The following is a 25389-nucleotide window of genomic DNA, read 5'->3' as shown; positions in this document are numbered from 1 at the left end:
TTTGTCTTGCTGTTGAGTCAGGAATACCCTTAATCTAGCGCCCATATATTGACTTACCTCAGCAGATATATTCTCTTTGTTTACTTATCTTAACATAGTTCGGTTTTTTTGCGCCGACCTACTTACTAGCGCTGACGCATCGAAAGCTCAAAAAATCTTGGGATACCAGCCCCAGGTTTCTTTGAGAGAAGGATTGAGGCAAGAATGGGAATGGGTACAGTCTTTGTACGGTTAGAGTGTGCTTAACTTACTCATATAGAAATCCTAAATAATTAAGATAAATTTGTAGGGTAGTGCCTTTCTTTGCCTACCCTATCTATCGGGCAACCGAACGTGGTTCGAGCCCTACAACAATTGTGCAAATGATTTAGGATTGCTATATCAAATCCAATGAGGGATGAAACTACTGGATATGATCGCACCGAGAAACCCGGTTTCTCGGTGTGATGTTTTTTTGGTGGAGTTATACCAATTTTCATAATTGTTGCAAAATTATTCGTAGGGTGTGGATAATAAATAAACAATCCCTCAATAAAAACCAACAATCTCACAGATCCGCACCTTATACCAAGTCACCGTTCGCAGCAAAGCATAAAATAATTTAGATAATATGACTAAACAAATCCTCTTTTCAACTCTGCACATGGGTGAACTCGAACAAAAGTTTGCCCAAGAAGCCTTTGACACCAACTGGATCGCCCCCGTCGGCCCCCATGTCGATGCTTTCGAGCGGGAATTCTGCCATATTGTCGGTTCTAGTCACGCGGCTGCTCTGAGTTCGGGCACTGCGGCTTTACATTTAGCTCTACAATTAATTGGTGTCAGTCCAGGCGATGAAGTTTTTTGCTCGACTCTGACGTTTATTGCGACGGCTAGTCCCATTACTTATTTAGGCGCAAAACCTGTTTTCATTGATAGCGATCGCACTACATGGAACATGAATCCAGATTTATTGCGAGAAGCCCTGGACAAACGAGCAAAATTAGGAAAGTTACCGAAAGCTGTGGCGATCGTAAACCTCTAGGGCCAAAGTGCCGATATTGACCCTAGCGGATAGAGAACAAGTTCGCCTCGCACTTGCCAAACAAAAAATAGAAGCACGTCCGGTTTGGAAACCTTTGCATTTGCAGCCAGTATTTGCTGATTGTGAATGTATCGGAGGCGAAGTTGCTGAAGAGTTATTTGAGTACGGTCTTTGCTTGCCTTCCGGCTCAAATTTAACTGAAGAAGATTTAGAACGAGTCACCAGCGCGATATTAGGTTTGTAATCATGACTTTAGTCCTTATTAAGTTTATAGTAAGCACTTGATCTTTCGTTTTATAACTAAAAATTAAGATATAATTATACTATCACTTTGCAGATAATGTCAACAGTATTTTTTCGGAATTATAGAAGTGTAAGTAAAATTAACTAGGTTAGCTCCAGTCTAGATTGCAATCTGTTGCATATATTCTGACAATGCTAAGTTAATTAAAGATTTGATCCAGGTTGCGGATAAGTCTTTACATTGTCGATCGATATTTTGTTATTGTATTAACAAGTTTGATTCGATCGACTGAATTGTTGTACCACAGTCTTACCCTCTAAACAGAACGGCAGTTTCCCCCATGAGAATTTTAGTCACAGGCGGTGCGGGTTTTATCGGTTCCCATCTGATCGATCGCTTAATGGCCCAAGGACACGAGGTAGTCTGCCTGGATAACTTTTACACCGGGACTAAGCGCAATATCCTCAAATGGATGGACAACCCCTATTTTGAGCTGATCCGCCACGACATCACGGAACCCATTCGGTTAGAGGTAGATCAGATTTACCATCTGGCCTGTCCAGCTTCCCCCATACACTATCAGTACAATCCTGTCAAGACAATTAAAACAAACGTCATCGGCACGATGAATATGTTGGGATTGGCGAAACGGGTGAAGGCCAGATTTTTTCTGGCTTCCACATCAGAAGTTTACGGCGATCCTGACGTACACCCCCAAACAGAAGACTATCGCGGCAACGTTAATTGTATAGGTATTCGCAGTTGTTACGACGAGAATACTGAAATTTTGACAGAAAACGGTTGGGTTCCTTTTCCTAACTTACAGCCGGGAGTTCGCGTAGCAACTCTCAATCCAGACAATCAGATTGAATATCACGTTCCTGACGAGCATATCGTGCAGCCTTATGTGGGTAACTTGCTCCGATTTGCCAATTCTAAATTTGATTTTTGTGTGACTCCCAATCACTGGATGTATGTCAAAAACCGCACTGGTAAATTGAACTTTCTCCAAGCCGATACAGATGTATATTGGCACCATCAAAGAGCCATCATTGGAGCAGAATTTTTAGGGGCAGAACAAGAATGGTTTGAATTAGGAGAACCGCCACGCAATGCTAAAGTAAATGTCGAACGGGTGCGGATGGATGATTGGCTGGAATTTCTGGGTTATTACATTTCCGAAGGTTGCGTTCACGTCCGCAGGCGAGCGCGAGTCGTTAACGGTTGCGATTATGATATTGCTGATTACAACATATTAATCGCTCAAGTAAATCCAGAAGGACGGACAGCAATAGCAGAGTGTCTCCAGCGGACTCCTTTCAAGTTTTTTGACTCCGACGACCATCAATTTCGGATTTGCAGCAAACAATTAGCAGAAATTTTGCTGCCTCTGGGCAAGTCTGGTGACAAATACATACCGCGAGAATACCTAAATCTGTCTCAGCGACAGTCATTAATTTTGTTCAAAGCTTTGATATTGGGAGATGGCTCTCAAAAAGGAAATGCCTACGCTTATTACACTAAATCAAAGCAATTGGCTGATGACGTACAAGAGTTAGCAATGCGCTGCGGCTATGCAGCAACGGTAGTCAATCATGCAATCGGTCGCGATCTTTATCGCGTTAATATTCGCCCTCCAAAAGATGCAAATCTCGTAACTCCCGAACCAGTTCGTTATGCGGGAAATGTTTATTGTGTCAATGTTAAAAATCACGTAATCTGCGTCCGCCGCAACGGCAAGGCAGCGTTTTGTGGCAACTGTTATGATGAAGGGAAGCGAGTAGCTGAAACGCTATCTTTTGATTATCACAGACAGAATGGGGTAGACATTCGAGTAGTACGAATTTTCAACACCTACGGCCCGAGAATGTTGGAAAATGACGGCCGAGTTGTGAGCAATTTTATTGTGCAAGCTTTGCGAAATCAACCTCTGACTGTGTACGGCGACGGTTCTCAAACGCGGAGTTTTTGCTACGTTTCTGATTTGGTAGAAGGATTTATTCGGTTGATGAATAGCAACGAAATCGGGCCGATGAATTTGGGGAATCCCGGCGAATACACTATCTTGGAGTTAGCACAGAAAATTCAAAATATGATTAATCCAGGGGCGGAAATCATCTTCAAACCGCTGCCACAAGACGATCCAAAACAGCGACAACCGGATATTACTCTTGCTAAAAACTGGTTGGGGTGGGAACCAACTGTGCCGCTGGATAAAGGTTTAGAGTTAACTGTGAAAGATTTTCGCGATCGCATTGAGGGAAACCAAAAGTAGAGAGAGGGGGAGAGGGGGAGAGAGGGAGAGAGAGGGGGAGAGAGGGGGAGAGGGGGAGTATTTTACTTCTTAATTCTTGATTATTCCCTATTCCCTATTCCCTATTCCCTATTCTCTTTTGCTTCCTCAATCTGCCATCTGACTAATAAGAACTGTCAACTGTCAACCCGAAGGGCAGGCACGGGGGCACTGCCCCTACCACAGATCAACTGTCAACTGTCAACTGTCAACTGTCAACTGTCAACTGTCAACTGTCAACTGTCAACTGTTTACTAACTTTGAGGAGATTTCTATGCGTGTTTGTGTCATCGGTACAGGATACGTTGGCTTAGTCACCGGCACTTGCTTGGCCCACATCGGACATCATGTCATTTGTGTAGACAACAACGAAGAAAAAGTTAAATTAATGAAATCGGGACAGTCACCTATTTTTGAACCCGGACTGTCTGAATTAATGTCCTCTGCTTCTCAATCGGGAAATTTAGAATTTACTTCAGATTTAGCAGCAGGAGTGGCTCATGGGCAGATTTTATTCATTGCGGTGGGGACGCCTCCTTTGCCCACTGGGGAAAGCGATACTCGCTACGTGGAAGCGGTGGCGCGCGGCATTGGCGCTCACCTCGACGGCGATTACAAAGTGATCGTAAACAAATCAACTGTACCCATCGGTTCGGGAGATTGGGTGCGGAGGATTGTATTAGACGGTTTGGCTGAACGTCAAAAAGCTCAAAGCGGTGAGGGCGCTACGGGTGAGGAAGTAGCAGCAAAAATTGGTGCTGATTTTGATGTGGTTAGCAATCCAGAGTTTTTGCGCGAGGGTTGTGCTGTTTTCGATACGTTTAATCCCGATCGCATTGTTCTGGGCAGCAACTCTCAGCGGGCGATGGATCTGATGCTACAATTATACACACCAATTGTCGATCGCAAGTTTGCTGAAAATCCGTCTTTGCCTGTGGTACCTGTGGTGATGACTGACATCAGTTCCGCAGAAATGATTAAGTACGCAGCTAATGCTTTTTTGGCTACCAAGATTAGCTTTATTAATGAAGTTGCTAATATTTGCGATCGAGTCGGTGCAGATGTTACCCAAGTAGCAAAAGGTATCGGTTTAGATTCGCGAATTGGTAGTAAGTTTTTGCAGGCTGGCATTGGTTGGGGCGGTTCTTGTTTCCCCAAAGATGTCTCGGCTTTAGTTCACACTGCTGACGATTACGGATATGAAGCGCATTTGCTGAAAGCGGCGGTGGAAGTGAACGAACGCCAGCGCTCGATTGCGATTGAAAAGTTGCAGCAAGTTTTGAAGATTCTTAAAGGTAAAACAATCGGACTTTTGGGTTTGACTTTCAAGCCGGATACTGATGATTTGCGGGATGCTCCTTCCCTGAATTTAATCGAGAATTTAAACAGATTGGGAGCGAAAGTTAAAGCTTACGATCCGATTGTTTCTCAAACTGGGATGCGTCACGGTTTGTCGGGAGTTTTGGTGGAAACCGATGCGGAAAGATTGGCTGACGGTTGCGATGCTTTGGTGTTGGTGACTGACTGGGAACAGTTTCGTAATTTAGATTACGATAAAATGGGCAAATTGATGGCTCATGCGGTCATGATTGACGGCCGCAATTTCTTAGATAAGAAGGCTTTAGAAGCGGCTGGTTTCCAATATGTCGGGATTGGAAGATAAGAAAGAGTTTGGAGGATAACCTCTATCCTGTAAGGTGCGCAATGCGCACCTAGAGCGTCGGTACAGTAGAATATTTTGACAAAAAGAACAAAATATGTATTATGTAGGGGCGATCGCATGAGGGCGACAGTAGATCGCGATCGCCAACCATTTTTTTGTCCTCATGCAACTCCGGGCCAAGGTCTACATCAACATACATACTATGTCGAGGAGTGTCAACTCCTGATACTGAACCGGCGCCCTAGCCCTGTCAAGGTGACAGCCGATCCTGGTCTAAAAGCCTTGCTGTAGAAAGATGACGGTGATTTGAGTCAACGATCAAAAGTGGTTTATTCCTTTTGGGGGAGCGTGGCTGCTTGAGGAAAGACTTTAAATTCACTCGCCCGGCCAAATCCAATAGAAATTGGGCCAATTGAGACAATGACCAAGCCTGAATATACGCCCAATTATCAGGTTCAGTAGCGATCGTCATACCCCGATAAGTCCCCTGAATTTCATCAACTTTCGTAGAATTTCGGAAGACTCGACTCAATTTTACCGACACCATGTACACTGCCGATAGCTCTTCGGACAACGGCTAAAATATTGTAAGAAACCTTCTTCGAGGCAAAAATAAAATAAAGCAGCTTTCGGATAATCCAAGGTTTGTATTTCGCTCTCAAAGTTCTTATTTACGATTTGAAAGAGAGTTTCAACACTCCAACATCCTCGGTATAAATCAGTAATCTCGATCGCACTGGCAACAGCTTGAGGTAGGCTAGTAAGTATGGCAATTTCCCGCTCACCATTACAAGTAACTTTCTTCAAACGCAATACCACCCGTCGTACTTTTAAACAGATACCCTCATAAGTGAGAGCAACTGTTTGTTCAAAAACAGAGCCTGTTTCTACATCGCCTTTGCATTCCAATTCACTGATGGCTTCCTGTGGCAGAGATTTATGTTCTCGGAGCAAAAAATCAGCAGAGGCGTTACAGATACCAAATAGAAACCCTTGAGTACACATATTGCGGCAATCCATAATTCACCAGGTTTTACCCGCTGCAATACCGACTCAAATAAAGAACGTTCGCCTTGCGTGACCATCCTCACAAGGAAACACATCAATCGCCATTTTCAAGTCTGGGTCAAGCACCACCAAAGACTTGCCGGCAAAGCTTTAGCTGCATAGGGCGTCAGGACTTCTAAACGATGATCTGTAGCAGCCAAACAATTGCCATCAATGATTATGATTTGATAAGGAGCTAGTAACTTTGGTGAACTATAGCGGATCTAGCTCTCATATTCGCGGACGTTGTTGGGAAGAGAACCCTCTTAATTTAAGGGTTATATAAGCTGTCAATCATACCTCATCTTTTTGAGAAAGGCTATATCTCCCAGAAATTGCATCACATCAGTCATAGAGGCAGCCGTTTCTCTTAATAGTGCAGCACTCACATCTAGTTCGATTTTCTTAGCAAGGACTTGAGGATCGTTGATTTCATTGTGAGCTTTTGGTTCGAGCATATAGATAATTTCTTCAGTTTCAGCGACAAAATATGGCTGATATTCTAAATACTTACCGTGCCATTTGTAATAAAGCTGAAATTGTCCTTTCGCAGGTTTAAACCATTTGATTGCATCCCGTTCTAAAATCATTGCTAGTATTCTTTCTGCTTCCGATTGAAATTTCTGTTCTCGATAGAGGCATTTGGAGAAGCCTGTAAACAGATATTTGGACATATTGCTTTTGTCTCGTGGCGAAGATTGATAATCAACGCAATTCTTAGCAATTGTAGTGTAGGCGCTATCTTTTAGGGCTGTAAAACCTTTACTGATTATAACTTCGTAATCTGTTGTTTCTTCCCAGAAATGTGGTTGCATTTGGCTGTGGACAAAACTGGCAATTTCCCTTTGGTAATAGCGTAAAACTTTCTGTGTATCTCCTTCCGATAAGTAGGTCATAAAATGACTGATAACTTGATCCGCAAGGTCGTAGAGTAAATCAGCGTGTTCGTCATAGGCAATATCATCGAAGTTGACTAAATGTTTGACAATATAGTTTTCTAGTCATGATTCTTCAAAGTTTTCTTTGCTAATTTCTATAGATTCAACTTTATTCGTTGCTAGGGATTGAATATGTAATTCTTCTGGGGATGGAACGGGATAATTTAAGCCTGTGACATCTATGGCAAAAGACCTGAAACCCGATCGCACTTCCCCTTTAGGACTCATAATAATTTTAGGAATATTGATGGTTTGCTGGATCACTAAATTCGTTGTTTTCGCAACGATCGCCTCAATATCTGGAGGTGCTATGATACCTTCAAGTTCCATTTGTGCGGGTTGATATTTTCTGGTTACGGCTTCGCGCACCCTAGCCTGAACCTTTGGGGATGCGAGATCGGCGATGGTTGGAACTTCTTCGGGGCGGCTTTCCAGCTTGAGGATTTCTTGGTATGTAAGCTGTGCAATCTTTTGTTCTATAGGTGATTGAAATAGGGATTGTTGAATACTTTGGGGTTCGGTTTCAGGTAAACTCTCAGGTAAATCAATGGGTTGTTCGAGGTGAAGTCCTAGATTTTGGGCTAGTTGCGATCGCGAAATTACTGTTTGTGTCTTTTGCTGTAAGTCTTCATCCGTAAGGATAATTTGTTTTAAGCGGATTTGGGATTCTGGGCGCTTTGCTTCATCGACAATTTCTTGGAATTTGTCATGGGCGATGATATTTAGGCGATCGACAATTTCAACACCTGTACGCATGACCTAGGGCAAACGCAAGCCCCGTCCGATAGATTGCTCGATCAGGATTTTAGAATTTGCGGCTCTCAGAGGGACAATTGTATAGAGGTTGGTGACATCCCAGCCTTCTTTGAGCATATTCACATGAATGACAATTTCAGTCGGTTCATCGGTATGTTCTACTTTCAGCAAGCGCTCTACCATTTCATCTTCTTGAGCGCCCGTTTTACTAGAATCAACTTGAATAACTTTATGTTTATAATTCCCTTCGGAAAATTCATCGGATTGAATGAGTTCGATGAGTTTTGAGGCGTGCTTAGTGTCACGGGCAATCACTAACACAAAAGGTTTAACAGGCGTTTTTCCAGTTTGGATAGCATAGGTTTCTAATTCAGCTTTAATATTTTCATGGAGATAGATGCCATCTTCTAGTTTAAGACGCTCGATCGCTTCTGGTGACATTGCCCTAGAGTTAAAGTCTTTGCGGGTGACGACTGCTGGATCTTTCACAAATCCATCAGTTATGGCACATCCGAGGGGATAGTCATAGATGACATTTTTGAAAGCTACTGAACCTTTATTGGCTTCGACAAAGGGTGTGGCGGTAAGTTCTAGCCCCATCAATGGTTTTAATTCATTAATAGCCCGAACTCCTGCTGATGCGCGATATCGGTGCGATTCATCCATGAGAATTACAAGGTCTTTTAATTGAGACAGGTAATCAAAATAGCTTTCGCCAATATATTCGGATAGTCGTTTAATTTTAGGACTTTTACCACCGCGTACTTCGGAGTTAATTTTTGAGATATTAAAAATATTGATTCTGCAACCGGCAAAATTAGTGATGATCGATGACTTTTCGTAATTATCTCCCGTAATGATTTCTGGGACATCGATCGCGAATTCAGAGATACCCGTAAATACATACTTTGAGGTATTGGGCGTAAAATCGGTAATCAGTTTGTTATAAATGGTTAGGTTTGGGGCAAGGATAAAGAAGTTTTTGATGTTATATGCTAGGTATAAATAACTAATAAAAGCACCCATGAGTCGAGTTTTACCCACACCTGTGGCTAGGGCAAAACATAGGGATGGAAAGTCGCGCTCGAAGTCAGTAAACGTTGGGAATTCTTGTTTGAGGGCTACTAAACTTGTTTCTCTATCTGTGATGTCTGGGATGGACAAGAGCTCACAAATGCGATCGAGAATTTCTAATGATTGGCGCTGGGGATGGCGCAGACTGAGACGATTAGAAATATTATTAACAAGTTTATTTCTCATAGGTATCCATGTCAAATAGTGATAGTTGTCCGCACTTGGGAGGTGCTTTTGGCAAGTTTTCAATTTTGAGGCTGTAATCATCATGTCCCCATTCACACCGTGAAAGGATTTGTTTAGGAATTTTTTTAACGGTGAGGTTTGGGAATATGTCGGTTTCGCCTCGAAAGGCGGTACATAAAACAAGTAGGGTGCGCTCTTGTCCTACTTCGTCTGCAAGTTTAGATAGTTGTTCGTGACTAAAATTTTGGGTGGTGACATAGATAAAATCGCTTTCTGTAGAATAGCCATGTTGCCAATAGAAGGTGTCTGATGGTGCGTAGGTGAAACCTTCGATTTTGCAGAGTGCTTCAGCAAGCATCGCGGCATTATAGTCTTTGTCGATCACCCAATTATCCCATTTATCTTTTTCTAGTAGGGATGGTGCAAGACGATAGTAACGAAATCCGCCGCCGCCTTTCCAGTTAACTGCTTTAGTAATTCCCCCTCGATCTTCGCCATCAATTACTTTTTTGAGTCGGGGAATGATATGGGTATGACAATGTTCGCCGAGTTCAATCATAATCCATTGTCTTCCCATTTTCTGCGCGACTGCGCCTGTTGTTCCCGATCCTGCAAAGGAATCAAGAACAATATCTTTGGGATTAGTAGCAAGTTGAAGAATACGTTCTAGTAGCTTTTCAGGTTTAGGAGTTGAAAAGGGTGCTTGTTCATTAAGTTGCAACTGCTCTCGTTTAGCATCTTGATTGTGACCAACTTCTTCCCATCTCCATATTGTTTGTGCAACTCCTCCTTTGTCAGAAACCGCACTTAATAATCTCTTGAAGCGAGGTACAGAGTTCTTTCCTTCTACTCCCCAATATACTAAGCCCTGTCGTTCATTATCTTCATGTCTATCACGGGAATATCTCCACACCGCCGTTTTCTTAGGGAGAATAATTTCACCAGTATTTGGATTAGCGATCGGATAGTATAGGTTAGGACGCTCGTCAATAGATTTGTTGCAAGTATAATTGTCTGATTGCCAAGCACCACGAGGATCGTTATCAGGATTTTTGTATGCTGAGTTTGATTTTTCAGTGCGAGGAAGTCTATTAGGTTTCCAAGAGGTTTTAACTTTCGCATAAACTAAAATATGGTCATGATCGTTACTGAACCACAATGCATCATTCGATGCTGCATACTTCTTCTGCCAAACTACATTCGCGACAAAATTTATACGCCCAAAAATCTCGTCACACATCACTTTTAAATAATGCGCTTCATTATCATCAATTGCGATCCATAAAGAACCATCATTAGATAATAAATTACGCAAAATCTCTAAACGATCGCGCATTAAACCAAGCCAGAGAGAATGCTCAATTCCATCATCATAATGTTCAAAAGCTGAGCCTGTATTATAGGGCGGATCGATAAAAATACACTTAACTTTTCCTGCAAACTCAGACTCTAAAGCCTTGAGAGCCAACAAATTATCCCCAAAAATCAAGCGATTATCAAAAATATCATTTTCACTCACCTGATGCGCCGCATGATAAGACATCTCTGGATCTTCCAGCAAAATTCGCGGCTCCAGCTTGGGGCGAATATCCTTACCAATCCAGGTTAATTCTAGTCTCTGCTTCTTATTCATAATTAATATCTATCTCAAAATAAAAAGTTAAACTGTAGGTATATTCGGATTTTCAGTCTGAGCATCCCTGCGTTCTAACTCCTGCATCACCTCATTCGTTAAAGGATTAACATCTGTGATATTTCTAAAAATAGCAAGATATCCCTTATTGTCACTAGCAAATCTAGATTCAGCAACAGTGTAAACAATCTCAGCAATCTCTAACCCTATTCGGGAAAGTTCGATTTTATCATCCTCAGACAAACCAACTTCATGCTTATTCAGCAAAGGTTTATTGCGTCTTGCGAAAATATCCAGAATAAAAATCTACCGTGCTTATAAAACTTCTTTTGTTGACCTGTTGCAGCATTTTCTGAATCCGAAAAAAAAATTATCCAGACATTGAAATATTCGCACATAACGACAAAGCGTAACTCCTGAAATACCATCATTAAACAGTATAACATAATAATGCTTATAAAGCTGACTAATTTCTCTCTTTGCTGCCCACCAATATTTCCGTATTACCGCTAAAACAAGCAAGAGCAATTGCCGCTTGTTCAATCGTAATTGCATGCTGATTGCGCTCCGCTGATGGTCGATATTCATAGACAATATTTGATACCATACATTCCTGTCGCAAACGTTCTTGATTGGGATCTAAGGCGGCAAAATAAACATCGCGCACAGCATTTTGCCTATTCCTTGCCCCAGTAATCTTTTTGCCAATATTATCGGTTTCCGTCCCCAACTCAATAATTGTAACTAATAATTTGGCATCGGCAGATATTGAACCATTAGCATTGTAAACAGAAGCGATAGCTCCTACCGTTTGCGCCCCATTCACGACGGAAAAACCTCTTAAAGTAAATTGAGTTGATTCCTGTTTGTGTCCCGAAGGCAAACTAATTGCCGAACAAGTAATCGTCAGACCATTGTTGAGATAAAATAGTTCAGATGGTTGCTCTTTGACAGTTTCCGCAATCGCTAAGTTAACATCTTCCGTACCCAGGTAATAGCGGATATTTTTCTCGAACAGTGACTTATTATGCTGTTGATATAAAGATGCAAGTTCAGAAGCTTTAACCAATCCATAAAATGCCCTACGCGGCAGATCTAAACAATGCCAGTTTTCCAACGTCAAGACTACATCAATAGGGGCGATGGCTTGTTTGGCTGTCAACCAACCATGTGTTATGCCAATATTTAAATCTCGCCATTCAAAACGTCGATCGAACTGATTCAGTTCAGTTTCTAACTGATTAAGATCTGCAATCACATGAGAACTCAGGCTTTCATCGAGATATATATTACAGCCAACTATTTTTACCCCGTTAGTATTTAAAGCATCTTCAACATCTTGCTGCAATCGCGTAAAGCCATCATTAAATTTCTGAAAACGTTCATGGACTAAATCTCTAATCCCATCACAAAATTTTTTATTATCACCCATATTTGGAGCATTTCCCGCCTTAGCCTGCACCAACAAAAGCAAATTTTTCATGCGATCGAAATAAATGGCATCAATCCCGTTGTCATTTTCCCCATTAATAATTGAGTTAGCCGCTTGAGTTGGGGTAATATCGGCAAGATTGGCGATCGCAAATGCAGCCAAAGAACGGCTCAATCGATTTTTTTCATGTTGCTGTGGTGTCCAGTTCCTCTGAAGCTGCGGGGTCATTTGAAAATAATCCTGCTTTAGTGCCTCAAGAACTTGACTTTTTTGCGAATTAAAAATTGGATTTTTATTCATTGTTTGGACTGTAATACTATTTTAAAATATACTATCATTTTTTTGCTTAAAAAATGCGACCATTCAAACGATCGCACTACTGAATCAAATCAATTCAGATAAAAAAGAAACAAGGAGGAGGTTTTTTAACAATTCCTCCCCCTTCCCTTTCTGCTCTAAAAATCTCTCAATTGAGCAGTTTGAACAGCAACATCTTTCGTCAGAGAACCCCGCCGCACTTTCAGTTTCAAAATTTGACCGATTTGACTATTTTCCACCAAATTTTGCAATTGTTCGGGTTGAGTCACTTTCTCGCCCTCAATTTGAAGGATGACATCTCCCTTGCGAACCCCCGCTTTCTGGGCCGGCGTATTGGGCACAACTCGCATCACCAGTACCCCTGTAACTTCCGGCACAATCAAAGGAGCATTGGGGTCAGAATTATTCTCTCTGGCCATTTCCGGAGTCAAAGCAATCATCTGAATCCCCAAAAACGGATGGCTGACTTGTTCTCCCTTGGCTAACTGGGCGTAGATGGCCTTGGCTTTGTCGATCGGGATTGCGAACCCAATACCCATTGCATCCGCCCGAATCGCCGTGTTGATGCCAATCACTTCTCCTCTGCTGTTTAACAGCGGCCCGCCGGAATTGCCGGGATTGATGGCGGCGTCTGTTTGAATGAAATCGAGACGTTTGTCGGGAATGCCGACGGCTGCGCTCGATCGCTTCAAAGTGCTAATAATGCCTAAAGTGACGGTATTGTCAAATCCGAGGGGGTTTCCCACGGCGATCGCCCAATCACCCACTTTCACCGCATCGGAGTCTCCCAGTGGTGCCACGGGCAAGTTAACACCTTTGGTATTAATTTTAACAACAGCCAAATCTGTTACTTCGTCAGTACCTTGGACTTCTCCTGGAAAAGTCCGGCCGTCATTTAAGGTGACAGTTACTCGATCGGCTTTATCTACCACGTGAGCATTGGTTAACACAATCCCGTTTTTGTCAATGATGAAGCCAGAACCTTGACCCCGCAAGCGTTCTTGTCTGGGCGTCATGCTCCGCAAATCTTCTCCCAAAAATCTGCGGAAGAAGGGGTCTTCCATTAAGGGGTCGAGGTTGCGGCTGACAGTGCGCTCGGTATCAATCCGGACAACAGCAGGCCCGACTCGATCGACTGCCGCCGTCACAAAACTGTTGGTATCTGCTGCCACCTGCGCCGGGAGTTCCGGACTCCGCAGTGCCAGCATTTGCGGATTTTGGGAAGTTGCCCTGGAACTCAAAGGTACTTTCTGCACGGCTGTTTCTGTCTCTTCGGGCCAGTTGGGCTGATTTTTGCCAGCGGCCAAGACGGATGCAGCATTGATGAACAGAGCGCTGAGGGCGATCGTCATTGCTAAAATGAGGGCGAAAGGGCGATCGGTGCGGGGTGCGGATCCAAAAAACTTAAATAGTCGCATAGCGTCAATCTTGGGTAGTCTGAGTTATTCTAGTAAAGGCGTGCGTGCGATCGGACTCAATAATCGCCCGCTATGAAGATCCTAAATATATTTAGCTGAAACAGCATTCATCCCCGCGCTCTACCTGTACAATCCGTGAGCGACGGGATGAATGCGCGATCGTCCGCCGATTGCATCCGCGCACAAGGCGCTCTCGTCACAGCCAGCGGGAGATGCGCGGGTGTATGAGCAGGCGAACAAAATCCCTTGATTGGTCTGTATCTGTGTTATCATATGTAAGCATTTTGTGATAAAAGCATCGTGTTAAAAGCAGTCAAAGTCAGAATCTATCCTACCCAAGAACAGCAGAGTCATTTGGCAGGGGCTTTTGGCTGTGTTCGATGGGTGTGGAATCAATCTCTGGCTACCATGTCCCAAACCTATAAGGAGACTGGGAAAGGTATATCGGCTTTGATGATGAAGAAACAGATTCCAGTATGGAAGACTGAGCATGAATGGCTCAAAGAGTGTTATTCGCAATGCCTCCAGTCCTCTGTACTTAATCTGTCCCAAGCTTTTATCAATTTCTTTGATGGCCGAACAGGATATCCGACCTTCAAGAAACGTCAAGGTAGACAATCAATGCAGTACCCTCAGAACGTTAAAATTCTGAGCGATACTGAGATTAAATTCCCTGGTAATCTTGGAGTGGTTGAGGCTAAAATTCATCGCGCTCTTGTTGGTAAATTAAGGACTGTGACGGTATCTAGAATGCCTGATGGTCGTTATTACGCCTCCCTACTGATGGATGATGGTATAGAAAACCCAGTCGCTAATGAAGATGGTAGAGCCATTGGTATTGACCTCGGTTTACTAGACTTTGTAGTTACATCTAATGGCTCGAAATACCAGAACCCTCGACATTTGAAGAAGCACGAACGTAACCTCAAACGCAAACAGCGTAAGTTATCCAGAAAAAAGGATCGAACTACCAACAGACGACGAAAGGCTAAACTAGCTGTAGCCAAAGTCCACGCAAAAATAGCTAGAGTGCGTGAAGATTTCCGACACAAACTATCCCGTAAGATAGTTAACGAAAACCAAGTGATTGTGGTCGAGAATCTGGCAGTAAAGAACATGGTCAAAAATCACAATCTTGCCTTATCTATCAGTGATGCTGGCTGGGGAATATTCTGCACCATGCTTAAATATAAGGCAGAAGCAGAAGGCAAGGTCTATCTAGAAGTATGTCGATTTTTTCCATCATCTCATCTGTGTTCTAATACTTTACTGTCGCTGCCAAAAATGGATCTATCTGTGCGTGAATTTGACTGTGCCCACTGTGGCAATCGACACGACAGAGACATTAACGCGGCAATCAATATTAAAAATGAAGGCTTACGGTTATTGACGTTGGGAACCAGCGTTACTGCCAAGGGAGGCAATGTAAGACCAAAACGATATGGGCAAAAATCCACTGTCGCCGAGGCTGTTGCCCTTGAACTTGGAAGCCCACACTCTACCCGCTTCGGGTAGAGTGTTGGGTCGTTCACACAGCTACAATACACGAGTCTGGAGCCAGCACAAACTCAACATATTCTCAATTCTAACGTGAAAAATTTCCCTAGTAATACCAGTTTCAAAAAAACAATTAAACTGTAGTCCAGCGCTCTAAACCACTACGGAACAACTTATTCCCAAATCCCCAATCTCAAATCTCAAATCTCAAATCTCAAATCTCAAATGGCACAACCCTGATGATTATATCTGACACTTCTACTGACAAATCCGTACCCTCAAATTCCCACCACCACCATCACGACAATCAATCAGTCCACCCTCACCATCACGATGAAGAATCGAGGCGGCGGCTGGTTAATCGCTTATCTCGGATTGAGGGACACGTCCGGGGCATCAAAACAATGGTGCAAGAAAACCGTCCCTGTCCCGAAGTTCTCGTGCAAGTTGCAGCAGTTCGAGGCGCGCTCGATCGCGTAGCAAGAATCATTCTTGACGAACATTTAACTCAGTGCATTGCCAGGGCCGCTAAAGAAGGCAATATCGATACCGAAATAGAAGAGTTGAAAGCTGCTTTGGATCGGTTTTTGCCTTAGTCGCTGCCATTTTCTTACATATACCACCCCCCATCAGATGGTTAGGAATTTCTGGCGATCGCTTTCTTCATCCGATTAATTGCAAATAAAAGTCTCTCGCGACGATAACTAAAGGCTGCCTTCTTCCTTCTTTTTATCCTGAGGTAAGCCGTTATTGATGTGATGACTGAGGGTTAGGAAGTTCTGGCGAGCGATCGCTTTCTTCATGGGATTAATTGCAAATAAAAGTCTCTCGCGACTATAGATAACTAAAAGCTGCCTTATTCCTTCTTTTCATTCTGAGGTAAGCCGTTATTGATGACTTCTTCCCTCTTCCCTCTTCCTTCTTCCCTCTTCCCTCTTCCCTCTTCCCTCTTCCCTCTTCCTTCTTCCCTCTTCCTTCTTCCCTCTTCCTTCTTCCTTCTATCTTTTACATCCGTTACATCCGTTGCCGAACTTCCTTCTTCTATAACAAAACCTGCAAATCAGACAACAACTTGCAAGTTATGAGTTCGGGCGCATTGCTTAAGAATCTTTCACCAACCAGGGAAAACCATCAAATATTTCCCCCTCAACCCAATCGGCACAACAGATAATTGATACGATCGGCAGTTGGTGAGAGCGATCTTAGTTCAAAAAGAAGTAGTGAGTTTTTAGTGACAACCAAAGTCATCAACAGCTTTAAACTCTGAGTATCAACAATTGGAGGGTGATTAACCAGACTTGGGATGAACTGTCTATCTAAACTTTCGTCAACTTGCCTTTGAGCTGGTATCTGACTGTTGCGTAAACGGCCTTATAGGAAGCGTCTATGCTGTATTCCTGCTGCAACCACTCTTGAATTTCTCCATAGCTTTTAAAGCCTTTTTGGGGATCGCTGAGGCGCATTGCCAAACTAGCGCGGGCCAGAGGAGGAATCGCCGGCTTCCTGCCACCGCTGTGCTTGGTTTCCAGGAGTCCTTCAAGTCCATCAGATCTGTACTTTCTCAGCCACCGCTGCACAGTAATGCGGTTTACGCCGATCGTCATTGCCAATTCTTTAACTGTCTTAACGTGACAAATTTTGAACAGGTAAAGTGCTTGAATTTTTTGAAAGCCGCTTGCCGTTTTTTGTTCGGTTAACAGGCTTTTTAGTTCTTCTGTGGTCTCTGTGATGCTAAGTTTACATACTCCAGCCATATCAATTACCTCACGAGGATTCGCACTATACAATTGTTTTTTTTGACTGGGGAGAAAAATCTTCTCCCCTCCTAAATGCTCGCCTTTTGCTTGCCAAGAAAGGAATAGACAAGCTATCTCAATTAAACTTTTTCATGCCTGGACTTACTCAGATGCTCAGAAGCTTGTTTTTTTACCTGGAGCAAGGGCTGGAACGCGTCTTTTGGTGAAAGACCCGGTTTATAAGTCAGTTTGGTATTGGATGGCACAAGCATCATTGCTAATACTGATATCAGTTAACTGATCGACCGCAACATTAGCTGCAATAGTTGACTTTTAAGGAATACCATTTATTCTCTTTTTGTTAAACATATATCATGGTTTTCCTGGTGTTTTTTGGTAATTTTTGCGAATGTCTTGGCAATTTATAGCTAGCATATAACCTTGGTCTGTACGCTAGCTATAAGCACATTTAGACACAGATTCTACTGCTCCCAGAAGTGTATTTCTGGCTTTCCCTTTGTGAGAAATCCTGAGACATTAGCACTCTGATGGGCCGAAGCGGATCGCGCCGAGTGACGGTGCAACCAACTTTCACGGTACGCGGGCAGGCCTCTGTGAAATTACTTGCTCGATCGCCAGTTGAGTAAAACACGTCTACCGTGGGATTGTCAAATTTTCAACATCACAGTACCACTATCGGCTATTTTCGCCTGCCTGTCGTGATCGAAAACGTTGCTTCTATGTGATACTACTAACATTAATTAGTGATCGTTATCACACAAATACTCAGTAACCTCAACTAGCCATAAAAAGTTATGGCCTCGATCGCACTTTCCAGCGAGAATTCTTTGATTTAGTTAGGAAGTACGATAATATTGATATTTTTGTTAAAAATTTTTACCCAGGTGAACAAGCATCTTGTTTTGTCCTTCACCCTCCCCAAACCGTCTAGGGCAATCTTGTACTCGGCGTAAATCTTTTAGCATCTCAAGTCTAAAATGGCAGAAGATCCGGTGCAAGCAGCTTGCGAAGAGTATTGTTCCTTTAAAAGGTGTAGAGAAGCCAAAATGAACGTTGACGAATTGCTCAAGCTATACGCAATAGGAGAAAGAAATTTTAGTGGGGTCTACCTGCACGAAGTCTACCTCTACGAAGCAGAATTGATTGGAGTCAATCTGTCTGAAGCCGACATGATTGGCTCCAATCTCAGCAAAGCCAAACTCAGCAGAGTCAACTTTGGCAAAGCCAATTTGTGCCAGATCAATTTGAGCAGAGCCGACTTAGCAGGAGCCGACTTCACCGAAGCACTTTTAGCTGAAGCTAACCTGTATCGAGCTGAGTTGATGGGAGCAAATCTTAGCAAAGCAGACTTAAGTGGAGCTTCCCTGATCCAAGCAAGTTTAATCGGAGCCAACATATCTCGGGCAACACTCTCTCGTACAGACTTGCACGGAGTAAACCTTTACGGAGTAAACTTGCGAAGGGCCGTTCTCACAGAAGCAGATTTAATTGGAGCCAACTTAACTAAAGTAGACCTCAGCGGAGCCGACTTAATGGGAGCGAGCCTAATTAGGGCAGATTTGACTGAAGCAATTTTAAGTGCCTCAGACTTAAGCGGGGCAAACCTGTTGGGAGCAAACCTGACAAAAGTTAACCTGAGCGGAGTATATCTTAAGGGTGCGACGATGCCCGACGGTACGGTTCACGATTGATTAATTTATGTCTTCAATGTTATGGTTGGCGAGAACCAATACTAAGGGTAACATTTTTTTGTCACCCTAATTTATTGGTAGCAAAATGTTTATTTGAAACTCTGGTGAGACCGTGAATTTCAATGTATGATATCTGGGATAGATAGCTGAGAATCTGGCAATATTTAGCAATGTCTGCGATCTAGATTTTCAATTGCTGCGATAAAAGCTATTTTAGAGTTATTAATTGGGATTTTGGATGCTTAAGATGAAACTCAGAATCATGGCTGCTGCAACGCTGCTGAGCGCGATCGCCCCTTTAGCCCCTGCACGAGCCGAGAACATTCAACACACGCAACAATTACTAGCCACCCGACAGTGTCCAAACTGCGACCTCAGCAGCGCTGGTCTGGTTTTAGCCAACTTAACAGGAGCCAATCTCAAAGGTGCTGACTTGAGAATGGCTAACCTCAGCCGAGCCAACCTCACTGGCGCCGATCTCAGCGGGGCAAACCTTAGCGGCACCAGTTTGTTTGGCGTCAACCTGACGGGTGCAAACCTGACGGGCGCAAACCTCAGCGGTGCTGACTTGAGAAGCGCCTATCTCAGCAACGCCAATTTAACTGACGCCAATTTAACTAACGCCCAACTGCTGGGAGTTAGAGGAATGCCAACTAATATTGGCACAGCAGAAGACTTTTACCGATTGGGAGTGCTGGAGGCTCAAGCGGGAAACTACAGAAACGCCATTGATTATTACAATCAAGCTCTGAATCTGAAATCGGATATAGCTGCGGTTTATTTTGCGCGCAGTATGTCCCGCGCTGACTTGGGAGACTTCGCCGGCGCCGCTCAAGATGCTGCAAAAGCAAACCAACTGTTTGCCACTCAAGGAAATCCCCAAGGTCAGGAATTGTCAAAGCAGCTAGGAGAAGCAATTGTTGCCCGCCAAAAGCCAACGGAACCCCGCACTGGGGGCGGCAACTTTATGAGTCTTCTGGGCTCGCTCGGTTCTGTGCTGCTCAAGTTTGTTTTACCTTAAAGACTTGTGAACGGCCTGCTCCAACGACTTTTCATGCTGCGCCAACCCAAGCGATGCAGACTGTTTCATCAACCCATCTGGCTTTACTAAACCTCCTAAGAAACTCGCAGGGGAGAGGGGGAGAAGGGGAGAGGGGGAGAGGGGGAGAAAGAGTTTCTTTTATTCATAACGGGTGCTCCGCGTCCGTGGGACGCTCTAAAGTATCTAAGGCAGATATACTTAGCCTAGTCTGGATATATGTGTCTAGGCTAGTTTCACTATTTAAGGACGGAATATGAATAGATTTGAAAATATATCAGTAAGGGGTTTTCGGCGTCTTCAAAATATTGAGCTTGAGATGAGAAATCTCATCGTGATGATTGGTGCAAACGGATCGGGAAAAACTTCTTTTTTAGATGTTATTTCAATACTAGCCGCTTCAGCAAGTGGAAATTTACAGAATTTATTGCAACTTAAAGGCGGCTTGAATGAAATTGTGACAAGAGGTAAAGTACAAGAACTTGAAATTGAAATTTCAATGGAAGTTCCAAAGGAACAACCTTTGAAGTACAGCTTAACATTGTCACCCAAAGGTTTATCTTATGAAGTTAGAGACGAATCTTTAACACAGCAGAGAAATCCCCACAGAGCTGAACCATTCAAGTATATTGAATCAGAAGGTTTGGATATTAAATATTCTCAAGAAGAAAGCAGAGGATTTGTGAGACCGACTTGGGAACACAATCCTCTTGAAACATCCCTTTCTCAAGTTCCTAAAATGTATAGTGAACCAGAGAACCTGAGAAAGAGCCTTGCTTCTTGCACATATTATGGAGCACTCGATGTTTCAGAGAAAAGTCCAATTCGTCTACCTCAAGCAATGCGCCCTGCAAAGTTGCCTGGAGCAAGCGGTGAAAACCTCGTTTCCTGTCTTTATGACCTTCGGGAAACCGATCGTGACCGTTTTGAAATGGTGGAAAATATCATTTCTGCTGCCTTTCCAGATTTCGAGCGATTAAACTTTCCTCCGGTTGCCGCAGGAACTATGTCTATGACTTGGACAGATAGGAATTTTCCTCAGCCTTTCTATGTCCATGAGCTATCAGAAGGAACGCTGCGTTTCCTCTGGTTGGTTGCGCTGCTGCAAAGTCAAACTTTAACAACCGTCACGTTGCTAGATGAACCAGAAGTTAGCCTACACCCGGAACTCTTAAGACACTTAGTTTATCTAATGAGAGAAGCTTCAAAACACACTCAACTGATAGTTGCCACACACTCAGATAGACTCATCAGATTTCTCGATCCAAGCGAGGTTTTGGTCTGCGATTTGGAAGAAGGGGAGGCAAAAATGAGGTGGGGTGACACTTTTAATCTGGATAAATGGTTAGAAGACTATACTCTTGACCAGCTTTGGGCAATGAATATAATGGGTGGCCGCCCATGAAAATTGCTATTTTGGTTGAAGGTGCTACTGAAATGGCATTTAGAGAGAAGCTTCGTGAGTTTCTGCAAAGCCGTTTACAAAAAATGCCCAAACTCCGCTTTATACCACAAGATGGTGGAATTCCCAAGGAAGGGAAACTCAAGCGTATTGTTGAAAATCTCCTCAATAATGATGGCTATAATGCTGTAATTGCACTTACAGACGTTTATACGGGAAAGCCGGACTTTAAAGATGCCAATGATGCTAAAGAGAAAATGATGACATGGGTAGATAACAACCCAAACTTCTATCCTCACACAGCATTACATGATTTTGAAGCATGGCTTCTTCCCTACTGGCCAACTATCCAGAAGCTGGCGAAACACAACCGTTCTGTTCCTAGCGGTTTGCCTGAAACAGTGAATCATCAAAAGCCACCTTCCTATTGGATTAAGAAAATTTTTAGAACAGGAAAATGCAGAAAAGACTATGACAAAGTGAGTGATGGAAAGGCTATTTTGAAAAACAACGATCTGATGATTGCGATTAAAGATTGTCCAGAGCTAAAATCTTTTGTAAAACGATCTGATGATTGCGATTAAAGATTGTCCAGAGCTAAAATCTTTTGTAAATCGAATTATCTCTCTCTGCGATGAAGATAAAATAATTTCTTGATGTCCGATGTTAGAACCCCGATTTCTTAAAGAAGTCGGGGTTCTGGGTATTCAGTTTTTCAGGTTGTTCTAGTTAATTGATCGGAATCTCGATCCAGAACTCAGTACCCTCACCGGGTACAGAAACACACTTGAGTACCCCTTTGTGTTTCTCAACTATAATTTGATAACTGATAGACAGTCCTAAACCCGTCCCCCGACCGACGGGTTTAGTAGTAAAAAAGGGATTAAAGATGTGAGAAATTAACTCTTTGGGGATGCCGTGACCGTTGTCTGCAATGCAAATTCTTACTGTTTTTTCATCAATTAATTCGGTGCGAATCCGAATGCAAGGGGATGGCAAATCAGGTATCAAATGCTCGGTTTTGGTCTTGATATCTACTGTTCTGACATCCTGTTGTTGCGAACTCAAATATGTCACGGCTGCACTTGGTACTAGGGAGTTAACGTTCGCAACTCGATCTATTTGTCCCATTTCTATGGCGTCAATGGCATTGCCGATCAGATTCATAAATACCTGATTGAGCGAGCTGGCATAGCATTCAACTAAGGGCAAATTGCCGTATTCTTTCATTATTTGTACGGTATCGCGATCGGACTTGGCTTTGATCCGGTGCTGCAAAATCAACAGGGTACTGTCGATGCCTTCGTGAATGTCAACGCCTTTCTTTTGAGCTTGATCGAGCCGGGAAAAATTGCGTAAAGATACAACTAACTGGCGGATGCGCTCAACTCCTACTTTCATGGAACCCAAAATTTTTGGCAAATCTGTGGCAAGAAATTCGATGTCGATTGCTTCGGCACACTCGCTAATTTCTGGGTTGGGATTGGGGTAGTGCTGGCGGTAGAGTTCCACCAAGCAGAGCAAGTCTTTGCTGTATTCGGTGGCGTGGGAGAGATTGCCGTAGATAAAGTTAACGGGGTTATTGATTTCGTGGGCGACGCCGGCAACCAGTTGTCCGAGACTGGACATTTTCTCGGTTTGAATCAGTTGGGCTTGGGTATTGTTCAGTTCAGTGACGGTTTTAGCTAGTTGTTCGGCTTTTGCTCGATCGGCTGCTGCTGCATTCAGACTTTCTTGATAAAGTTCTGCTTGATGAATGGCGATCGCAGCTTGAGAGGCCAAATTTTGCAGTAACTCTTGTTCTGCAGTTGGCCAAACCCTCGGCCCAGAACACTCGTGGGCAATCAGCAACCCCCAACATTCGGCATCTTTGCCGATCATCGGCACAATTAAACTTGCCTTCACCTGCAAGTTTTCCAAAAATTCGCGGTGACAGGGGGTTAAATCCTCAGTATCAATATCATTAATTGCTCGCATCCGTCCCGATCGATAAAAGCAGTTTGAGTCTTCGGGAAAGCATTCCTGTGGAGATTTGATACCTAAAATTGAGTGCCACTGCCCGCGAATAGCTTCGACAACTACCTCGCCGTGTTCGCCTTCGCCAAATTGGTAGATTACCGTGCGATCGGTATTTAACAAAACTCTCACTTCCCGCACAATAGTTTGCAGTATCGTCTTTAAATCCAAGGTGCTGCGAATTTGGTCTCTGACTCGCGTCAATACTTGGGCAAACTCTAAGGATTTTTGCAATTGGGCGGTACGCTCTTGAACTTGGCGTTCTAAGTTGGCATTCAGGGCTTGCACTTCTTTATGAAGAAGGTACTGCCCAATTGCCGAACAAAATTGGCTCCCTATCGCTAAAGCTTGCTCGATCTCCTCCCATTTCCACTCGGGCGACTGACCTTTTTTGATTTCTCGCCAGACTTCAAAGGATTGTCTGGGAAGGATTTGTGCAACACTGCTGTCAAAGCGCCCCGCCCACATTTTTTCGGTATCAATTTCATTGCGAAAAACGGTCAAACAGCCAACTACTTGTTGTTGGTAGTGGAGGGGAATTACCAGCAAACCCCGAATTTGAGTTCCTTGGAAAGCAGGAACTAACACTCTAAATAGAGATTCTTTGTATAAGTCTGTAATTATCCAAGCTGAGAATTGGGAATTGGGAATTGGGAATTTGGGAAAATCGGGGGTATTTTTCAATCCTGCGATCAGCCATTGTTGCCAGAGGGGATGAGCTTCGATCGCGCTGACTGTTTCCCAATTGGGAAGTGTCGGTTGAGTCCCTGTGACGAACAGTTCAAAGGTAGCATCGATCGCAGTAGGGGCAATGGGAAATCTTCGATCGATCTGGGGAACCGGTAACTGTTCGCTGTTGATTTTCCGGGGGTTGAGATAAAGTCGGCCGCCGCTCCCCCCCAAAGCAGTGACAGTGGCTTCTAAAGCCTGTTGTAGTTGAATGTCGATCTGACCGTACAACAGGGCTGCGACGCGACTGACGGTGGCTTCCCGAGATGCTTGAGAGCGGGTTTTTTGGAGCAGGAGCGAGTGGCCGATGGCGATCGACAATTGATCTGCTACGAGCTGAACTACTTCTAAATCTGTGGATGAAATATTGCGGGGGGAGGAGTGGTGAGCCACTAACAGTCCCCACAGTTCGATGTGAGTTTGGCGATCGCTTCCAGGCTCGCATCTACTTACGCAGGCGGGGGCCTCGCAGATCTCTGTTTTGTTCTGTTGCGACACACTCCTGTGGTGCAAAATTGGCACGACTAAGGAAGATTGGACTCCCATTGCCATCAAGTAAGCTTTGTGGCAAGGATCGAGGGAGCGATAGTGGATTTCTTCATTTACTAAAGGTTGACCGGTATCCGCAGCATCAACGGGACTCAGGGCGATCGTCTCGGAGTTAACATCTACTATTGTCCGCTGGCGCATACGGACATACATCTCCCGCGCGCTGGGAGGAATGTCGTCTACTGGAAAATGGAGACCTTTCAAGGAAGGGAGATATATATTATTAATTGATTCGGCAACAACTTCTCCGCAGCCGTCGGCACTAAACCTGTAGATCATAATGCGATCTGTTTTCAGAAAAGACCGCACTTCTGCTACTGTACTGGTTAAAATATCTTCTAATTCTAGAGATTGGCGGATGCGTTCTGTGATTCGCCTTACCAAAACTTCTTTGTCTAGTTTATGATGTAATTCTTGCGTATTTTCTGTGATTTGCATAAATCTCCTTTGGCAATTATGGAATGATAATAAGAAGTTTTGATCTACATTCGCGATCGAACTCAACTTTATGAGGCTGAGTTTTTGACTAAACCGAGCTTTACTATTAATCCGTGGCGTACTGCTTAGTGACGACCGTGTATCCCCTGTGGCACCCTGAAGAACAAAAATCGGCGATCGCTGAGGTGTATTCCTTGCCTTCAACAGACAGGGCGACTTAACCAAATGATAATTATTATTTTAAT

At 43.6% G+C, this 25389-nt stretch carries 20 protein-coding genes and 3 pseudogenes; 13 read left to right on the top strand and 10 right to left on the bottom strand.

All coding sequences use genetic code 11. The features are described from left to right. Nucleotides 1-610 precede the first annotated feature (610 nt). The 7 genes and pseudogenes from QZ918_RS23885 to QZ918_RS23855 all read left to right on the top strand — a co-directional run bounded on the left by QZ918_RS23885 (nucleotide 611) and on the right by QZ918_RS23855 (nucleotide 5515). Nucleotides 611-1024 carry an aminotransferase class I/II-fold pyridoxal phosphate-dependent enzyme gene (locus tag QZ918_RS23885; RefSeq protein WP_293146138.1) on the top strand — a complete coding sequence of 138 codons (414 nt, stop codon included), beginning with the start codon at nucleotides 611-613 and terminating at the stop codon, nucleotides 1022-1024. Nucleotides 1025-1031: 7 nt separating this feature from the next. Continuing rightward, nucleotides 1032-1268 carry a DegT/DnrJ/EryC1/StrS family aminotransferase gene (locus QZ918_RS23880; protein ID WP_293146136.1) on the top strand — a complete coding sequence of 79 codons (237 nt, stop codon included), beginning with the start codon at nucleotides 1032-1034 and terminating at the stop codon, nucleotides 1266-1268. Nucleotides 1269-1608: 340 nt separating this feature from the next. Then, nucleotides 1609-2055 (top strand): annotated as a pseudogene (locus tag QZ918_RS23875) (GDP-mannose 4,6-dehydratase); the annotation flags it as partial. A 183-nt stretch (nucleotides 2056-2238) separates the two neighbouring features. Beyond that, a pseudogene (locus tag QZ918_RS23870) lies at nucleotides 2239-2889 on the top strand (LAGLIDADG family homing endonuclease); the annotation flags it as partial. 33 nt (nucleotides 2890-2922) lie between these two features. Then, nucleotides 2923-3543 (top strand): annotated as a pseudogene (locus tag QZ918_RS23865) (NAD-dependent epimerase/dehydratase family protein); the annotation flags it as partial. 292 nt (nucleotides 3544-3835) lie between these two features. Further along, nucleotides 3836-5224 (top strand): UDP-glucose dehydrogenase family protein, encoded by a 1389-nt coding sequence (locus QZ918_RS23860; protein ID WP_293146132.1) that lies wholly within the window; start codon nucleotides 3836-3838, stop codon nucleotides 5222-5224. A gap of 75 nt (nucleotides 5225-5299) precedes the next feature. After that, nucleotides 5300-5515 (top strand): hypothetical protein, encoded by a 216-nt coding sequence (locus tag QZ918_RS23855; RefSeq protein WP_293146130.1) that lies wholly within the window; start codon nucleotides 5300-5302, stop codon nucleotides 5513-5515. A gap of 243 nt (nucleotides 5516-5758) precedes the next feature. Here QZ918_RS23855 and QZ918_RS23850 read toward each other — a convergent pair whose 3' ends face one another. From QZ918_RS23850 to QZ918_RS23815, 8 genes are all read right to left on the bottom strand, one after another. Continuing rightward, nucleotides 5759-6244, bottom strand: a complete 486-nt coding sequence (locus QZ918_RS23850) for a hypothetical protein (protein WP_293339029.1) — start codon at nucleotides 6242-6244, stop codon at nucleotides 5759-5761. Nucleotides 6245-6561: 317 nt separating this feature from the next. Then, nucleotides 6562-7167, bottom strand: coding sequence for a hypothetical protein (locus QZ918_RS23845; RefSeq protein WP_293339026.1), 606 nt, complete (start codon nucleotides 7165-7167; stop codon nucleotides 6562-6564). Nucleotides 7168-7272: 105 nt separating this feature from the next. Continuing rightward, nucleotides 7273-7965: a hypothetical protein gene (locus QZ918_RS23840; protein ID WP_293339023.1), complete on the bottom strand. Its 693-nt coding sequence runs from the start codon at nucleotides 7963-7965 to the stop codon at nucleotides 7273-7275. Nucleotides 7966-7968: 3 nt separating this feature from the next. Further along, nucleotides 7969-9225, bottom strand: a complete 1257-nt coding sequence (locus tag QZ918_RS23835) for a DEAD/DEAH box helicase (protein ID WP_293339020.1) — start codon at nucleotides 9223-9225, stop codon at nucleotides 7969-7971. After that, entirely contained in the window at nucleotides 9215-10858 is a 1644-nt protein-coding gene (locus QZ918_RS23830) for a site-specific DNA-methyltransferase (RefSeq protein WP_293339017.1), read from the bottom strand. Before QZ918_RS23830 ends, QZ918_RS23835 begins: the two co-directional genes overlap by 11 nt. Nucleotides 10859-10885: 27 nt before the next feature. Further along, nucleotides 10886-11125: a hypothetical protein gene (locus tag QZ918_RS23825; RefSeq protein WP_293339014.1), complete on the bottom strand. Its 240-nt coding sequence runs from the start codon at nucleotides 11123-11125 to the stop codon at nucleotides 10886-10888. 199 nt (nucleotides 11126-11324) lie between these two features. Beyond that, complete coding sequence (locus QZ918_RS23820) at nucleotides 11325-12590, bottom strand: AIPR family protein (RefSeq protein WP_293339010.1); 1266 nt, start codon at nucleotides 12588-12590, stop codon at nucleotides 11325-11327. Nucleotides 12591-12745: 155 nt separating this feature from the next. Then, the gene (locus QZ918_RS23815) at nucleotides 12746-14026 is read right to left on the bottom strand and encodes an HhoA/HhoB/HtrA family serine endopeptidase (protein WP_293339007.1); all 1281 of its coding nucleotides are present in this window, start codon (nucleotides 14024-14026) and stop codon (nucleotides 12746-12748) included. A 300-nt stretch (nucleotides 14027-14326) separates the two neighbouring features. On the opposite strand from QZ918_RS23815, the gene QZ918_RS23810 reads away from it, so the two are divergent. Beyond that, nucleotides 14327-15541 (top strand): RNA-guided endonuclease InsQ/TnpB family protein, encoded by a 1215-nt coding sequence (locus QZ918_RS23810; protein WP_293339004.1) that lies wholly within the window; start codon nucleotides 14327-14329, stop codon nucleotides 15539-15541. 221 nt (nucleotides 15542-15762) lie between these two features. Beyond that, nucleotides 15763-16119, top strand: a complete 357-nt coding sequence (locus tag QZ918_RS23805) for a metal-sensing transcriptional repressor (protein ID WP_293158052.1) — start codon at nucleotides 15763-15765, stop codon at nucleotides 16117-16119. Nucleotides 16120-16839: 720 nt separating this feature from the next. Here QZ918_RS23805 and QZ918_RS23800 read toward each other — a convergent pair. Further along, entirely contained in the window at nucleotides 16840-17277 is a 438-nt protein-coding gene (locus QZ918_RS23800; protein WP_293158055.1) for a helix-turn-helix domain-containing protein, read from the bottom strand. A gap of 980 nt (nucleotides 17278-18257) precedes the next feature. Between QZ918_RS23800 and QZ918_RS23795 the strand changes: the two genes are divergently transcribed. From QZ918_RS23795 to QZ918_RS23780, 4 genes are all read left to right on the top strand, one after another. Then, the gene (locus tag QZ918_RS23795) at nucleotides 18258-18971 is read left to right on the top strand and encodes a pentapeptide repeat-containing protein (protein ID WP_293339001.1); all 714 of its coding nucleotides are present in this window, start codon (nucleotides 18258-18260) and stop codon (nucleotides 18969-18971) included. Between the two features lie 247 nt (nucleotides 18972-19218). Beyond that, nucleotides 19219-19992, top strand: a complete 774-nt coding sequence (locus QZ918_RS23790; RefSeq protein ID WP_293338998.1) for a pentapeptide repeat-containing protein — start codon at nucleotides 19219-19221, stop codon at nucleotides 19990-19992. 274 nt (nucleotides 19993-20266) lie between these two features. Continuing rightward, nucleotides 20267-21415, top strand: a complete 1149-nt coding sequence (locus tag QZ918_RS23785; protein WP_293338995.1) for an AAA family ATPase — start codon at nucleotides 20267-20269, stop codon at nucleotides 21413-21415. Then, nucleotides 21412-21996: a DUF4276 family protein gene (locus QZ918_RS23780; protein ID WP_293338993.1), complete on the top strand. Its 585-nt coding sequence runs from the start codon at nucleotides 21412-21414 to the stop codon at nucleotides 21994-21996. The genes QZ918_RS23785 and QZ918_RS23780 overlap by 4 nt, the downstream gene beginning before the upstream one ends. Nucleotides 21997-22141: 145 nt before the next feature. Here the strand turns inward: QZ918_RS23780 and QZ918_RS23775 are convergent, their stop codons facing one another. Beyond that, the gene (locus QZ918_RS23775; RefSeq protein ID WP_293338990.1) at nucleotides 22142-25144 is read right to left on the bottom strand and encodes a GAF domain-containing sensor histidine kinase; all 3003 of its coding nucleotides are present in this window, start codon (nucleotides 25142-25144) and stop codon (nucleotides 22142-22144) included. Between the last annotated feature and the right edge of the window lie 245 nt (nucleotides 25145-25389).

The organism is Microcoleus sp. CAWBG58, assembly GCF_020883045.1.
Classification (GTDB): domain Bacteria; phylum Cyanobacteriota; class Cyanobacteriia; order Cyanobacteriales; family Microcoleaceae; genus Microcoleus.
This window is presented reverse-complemented; position numbering and strand designations above follow the sequence as displayed.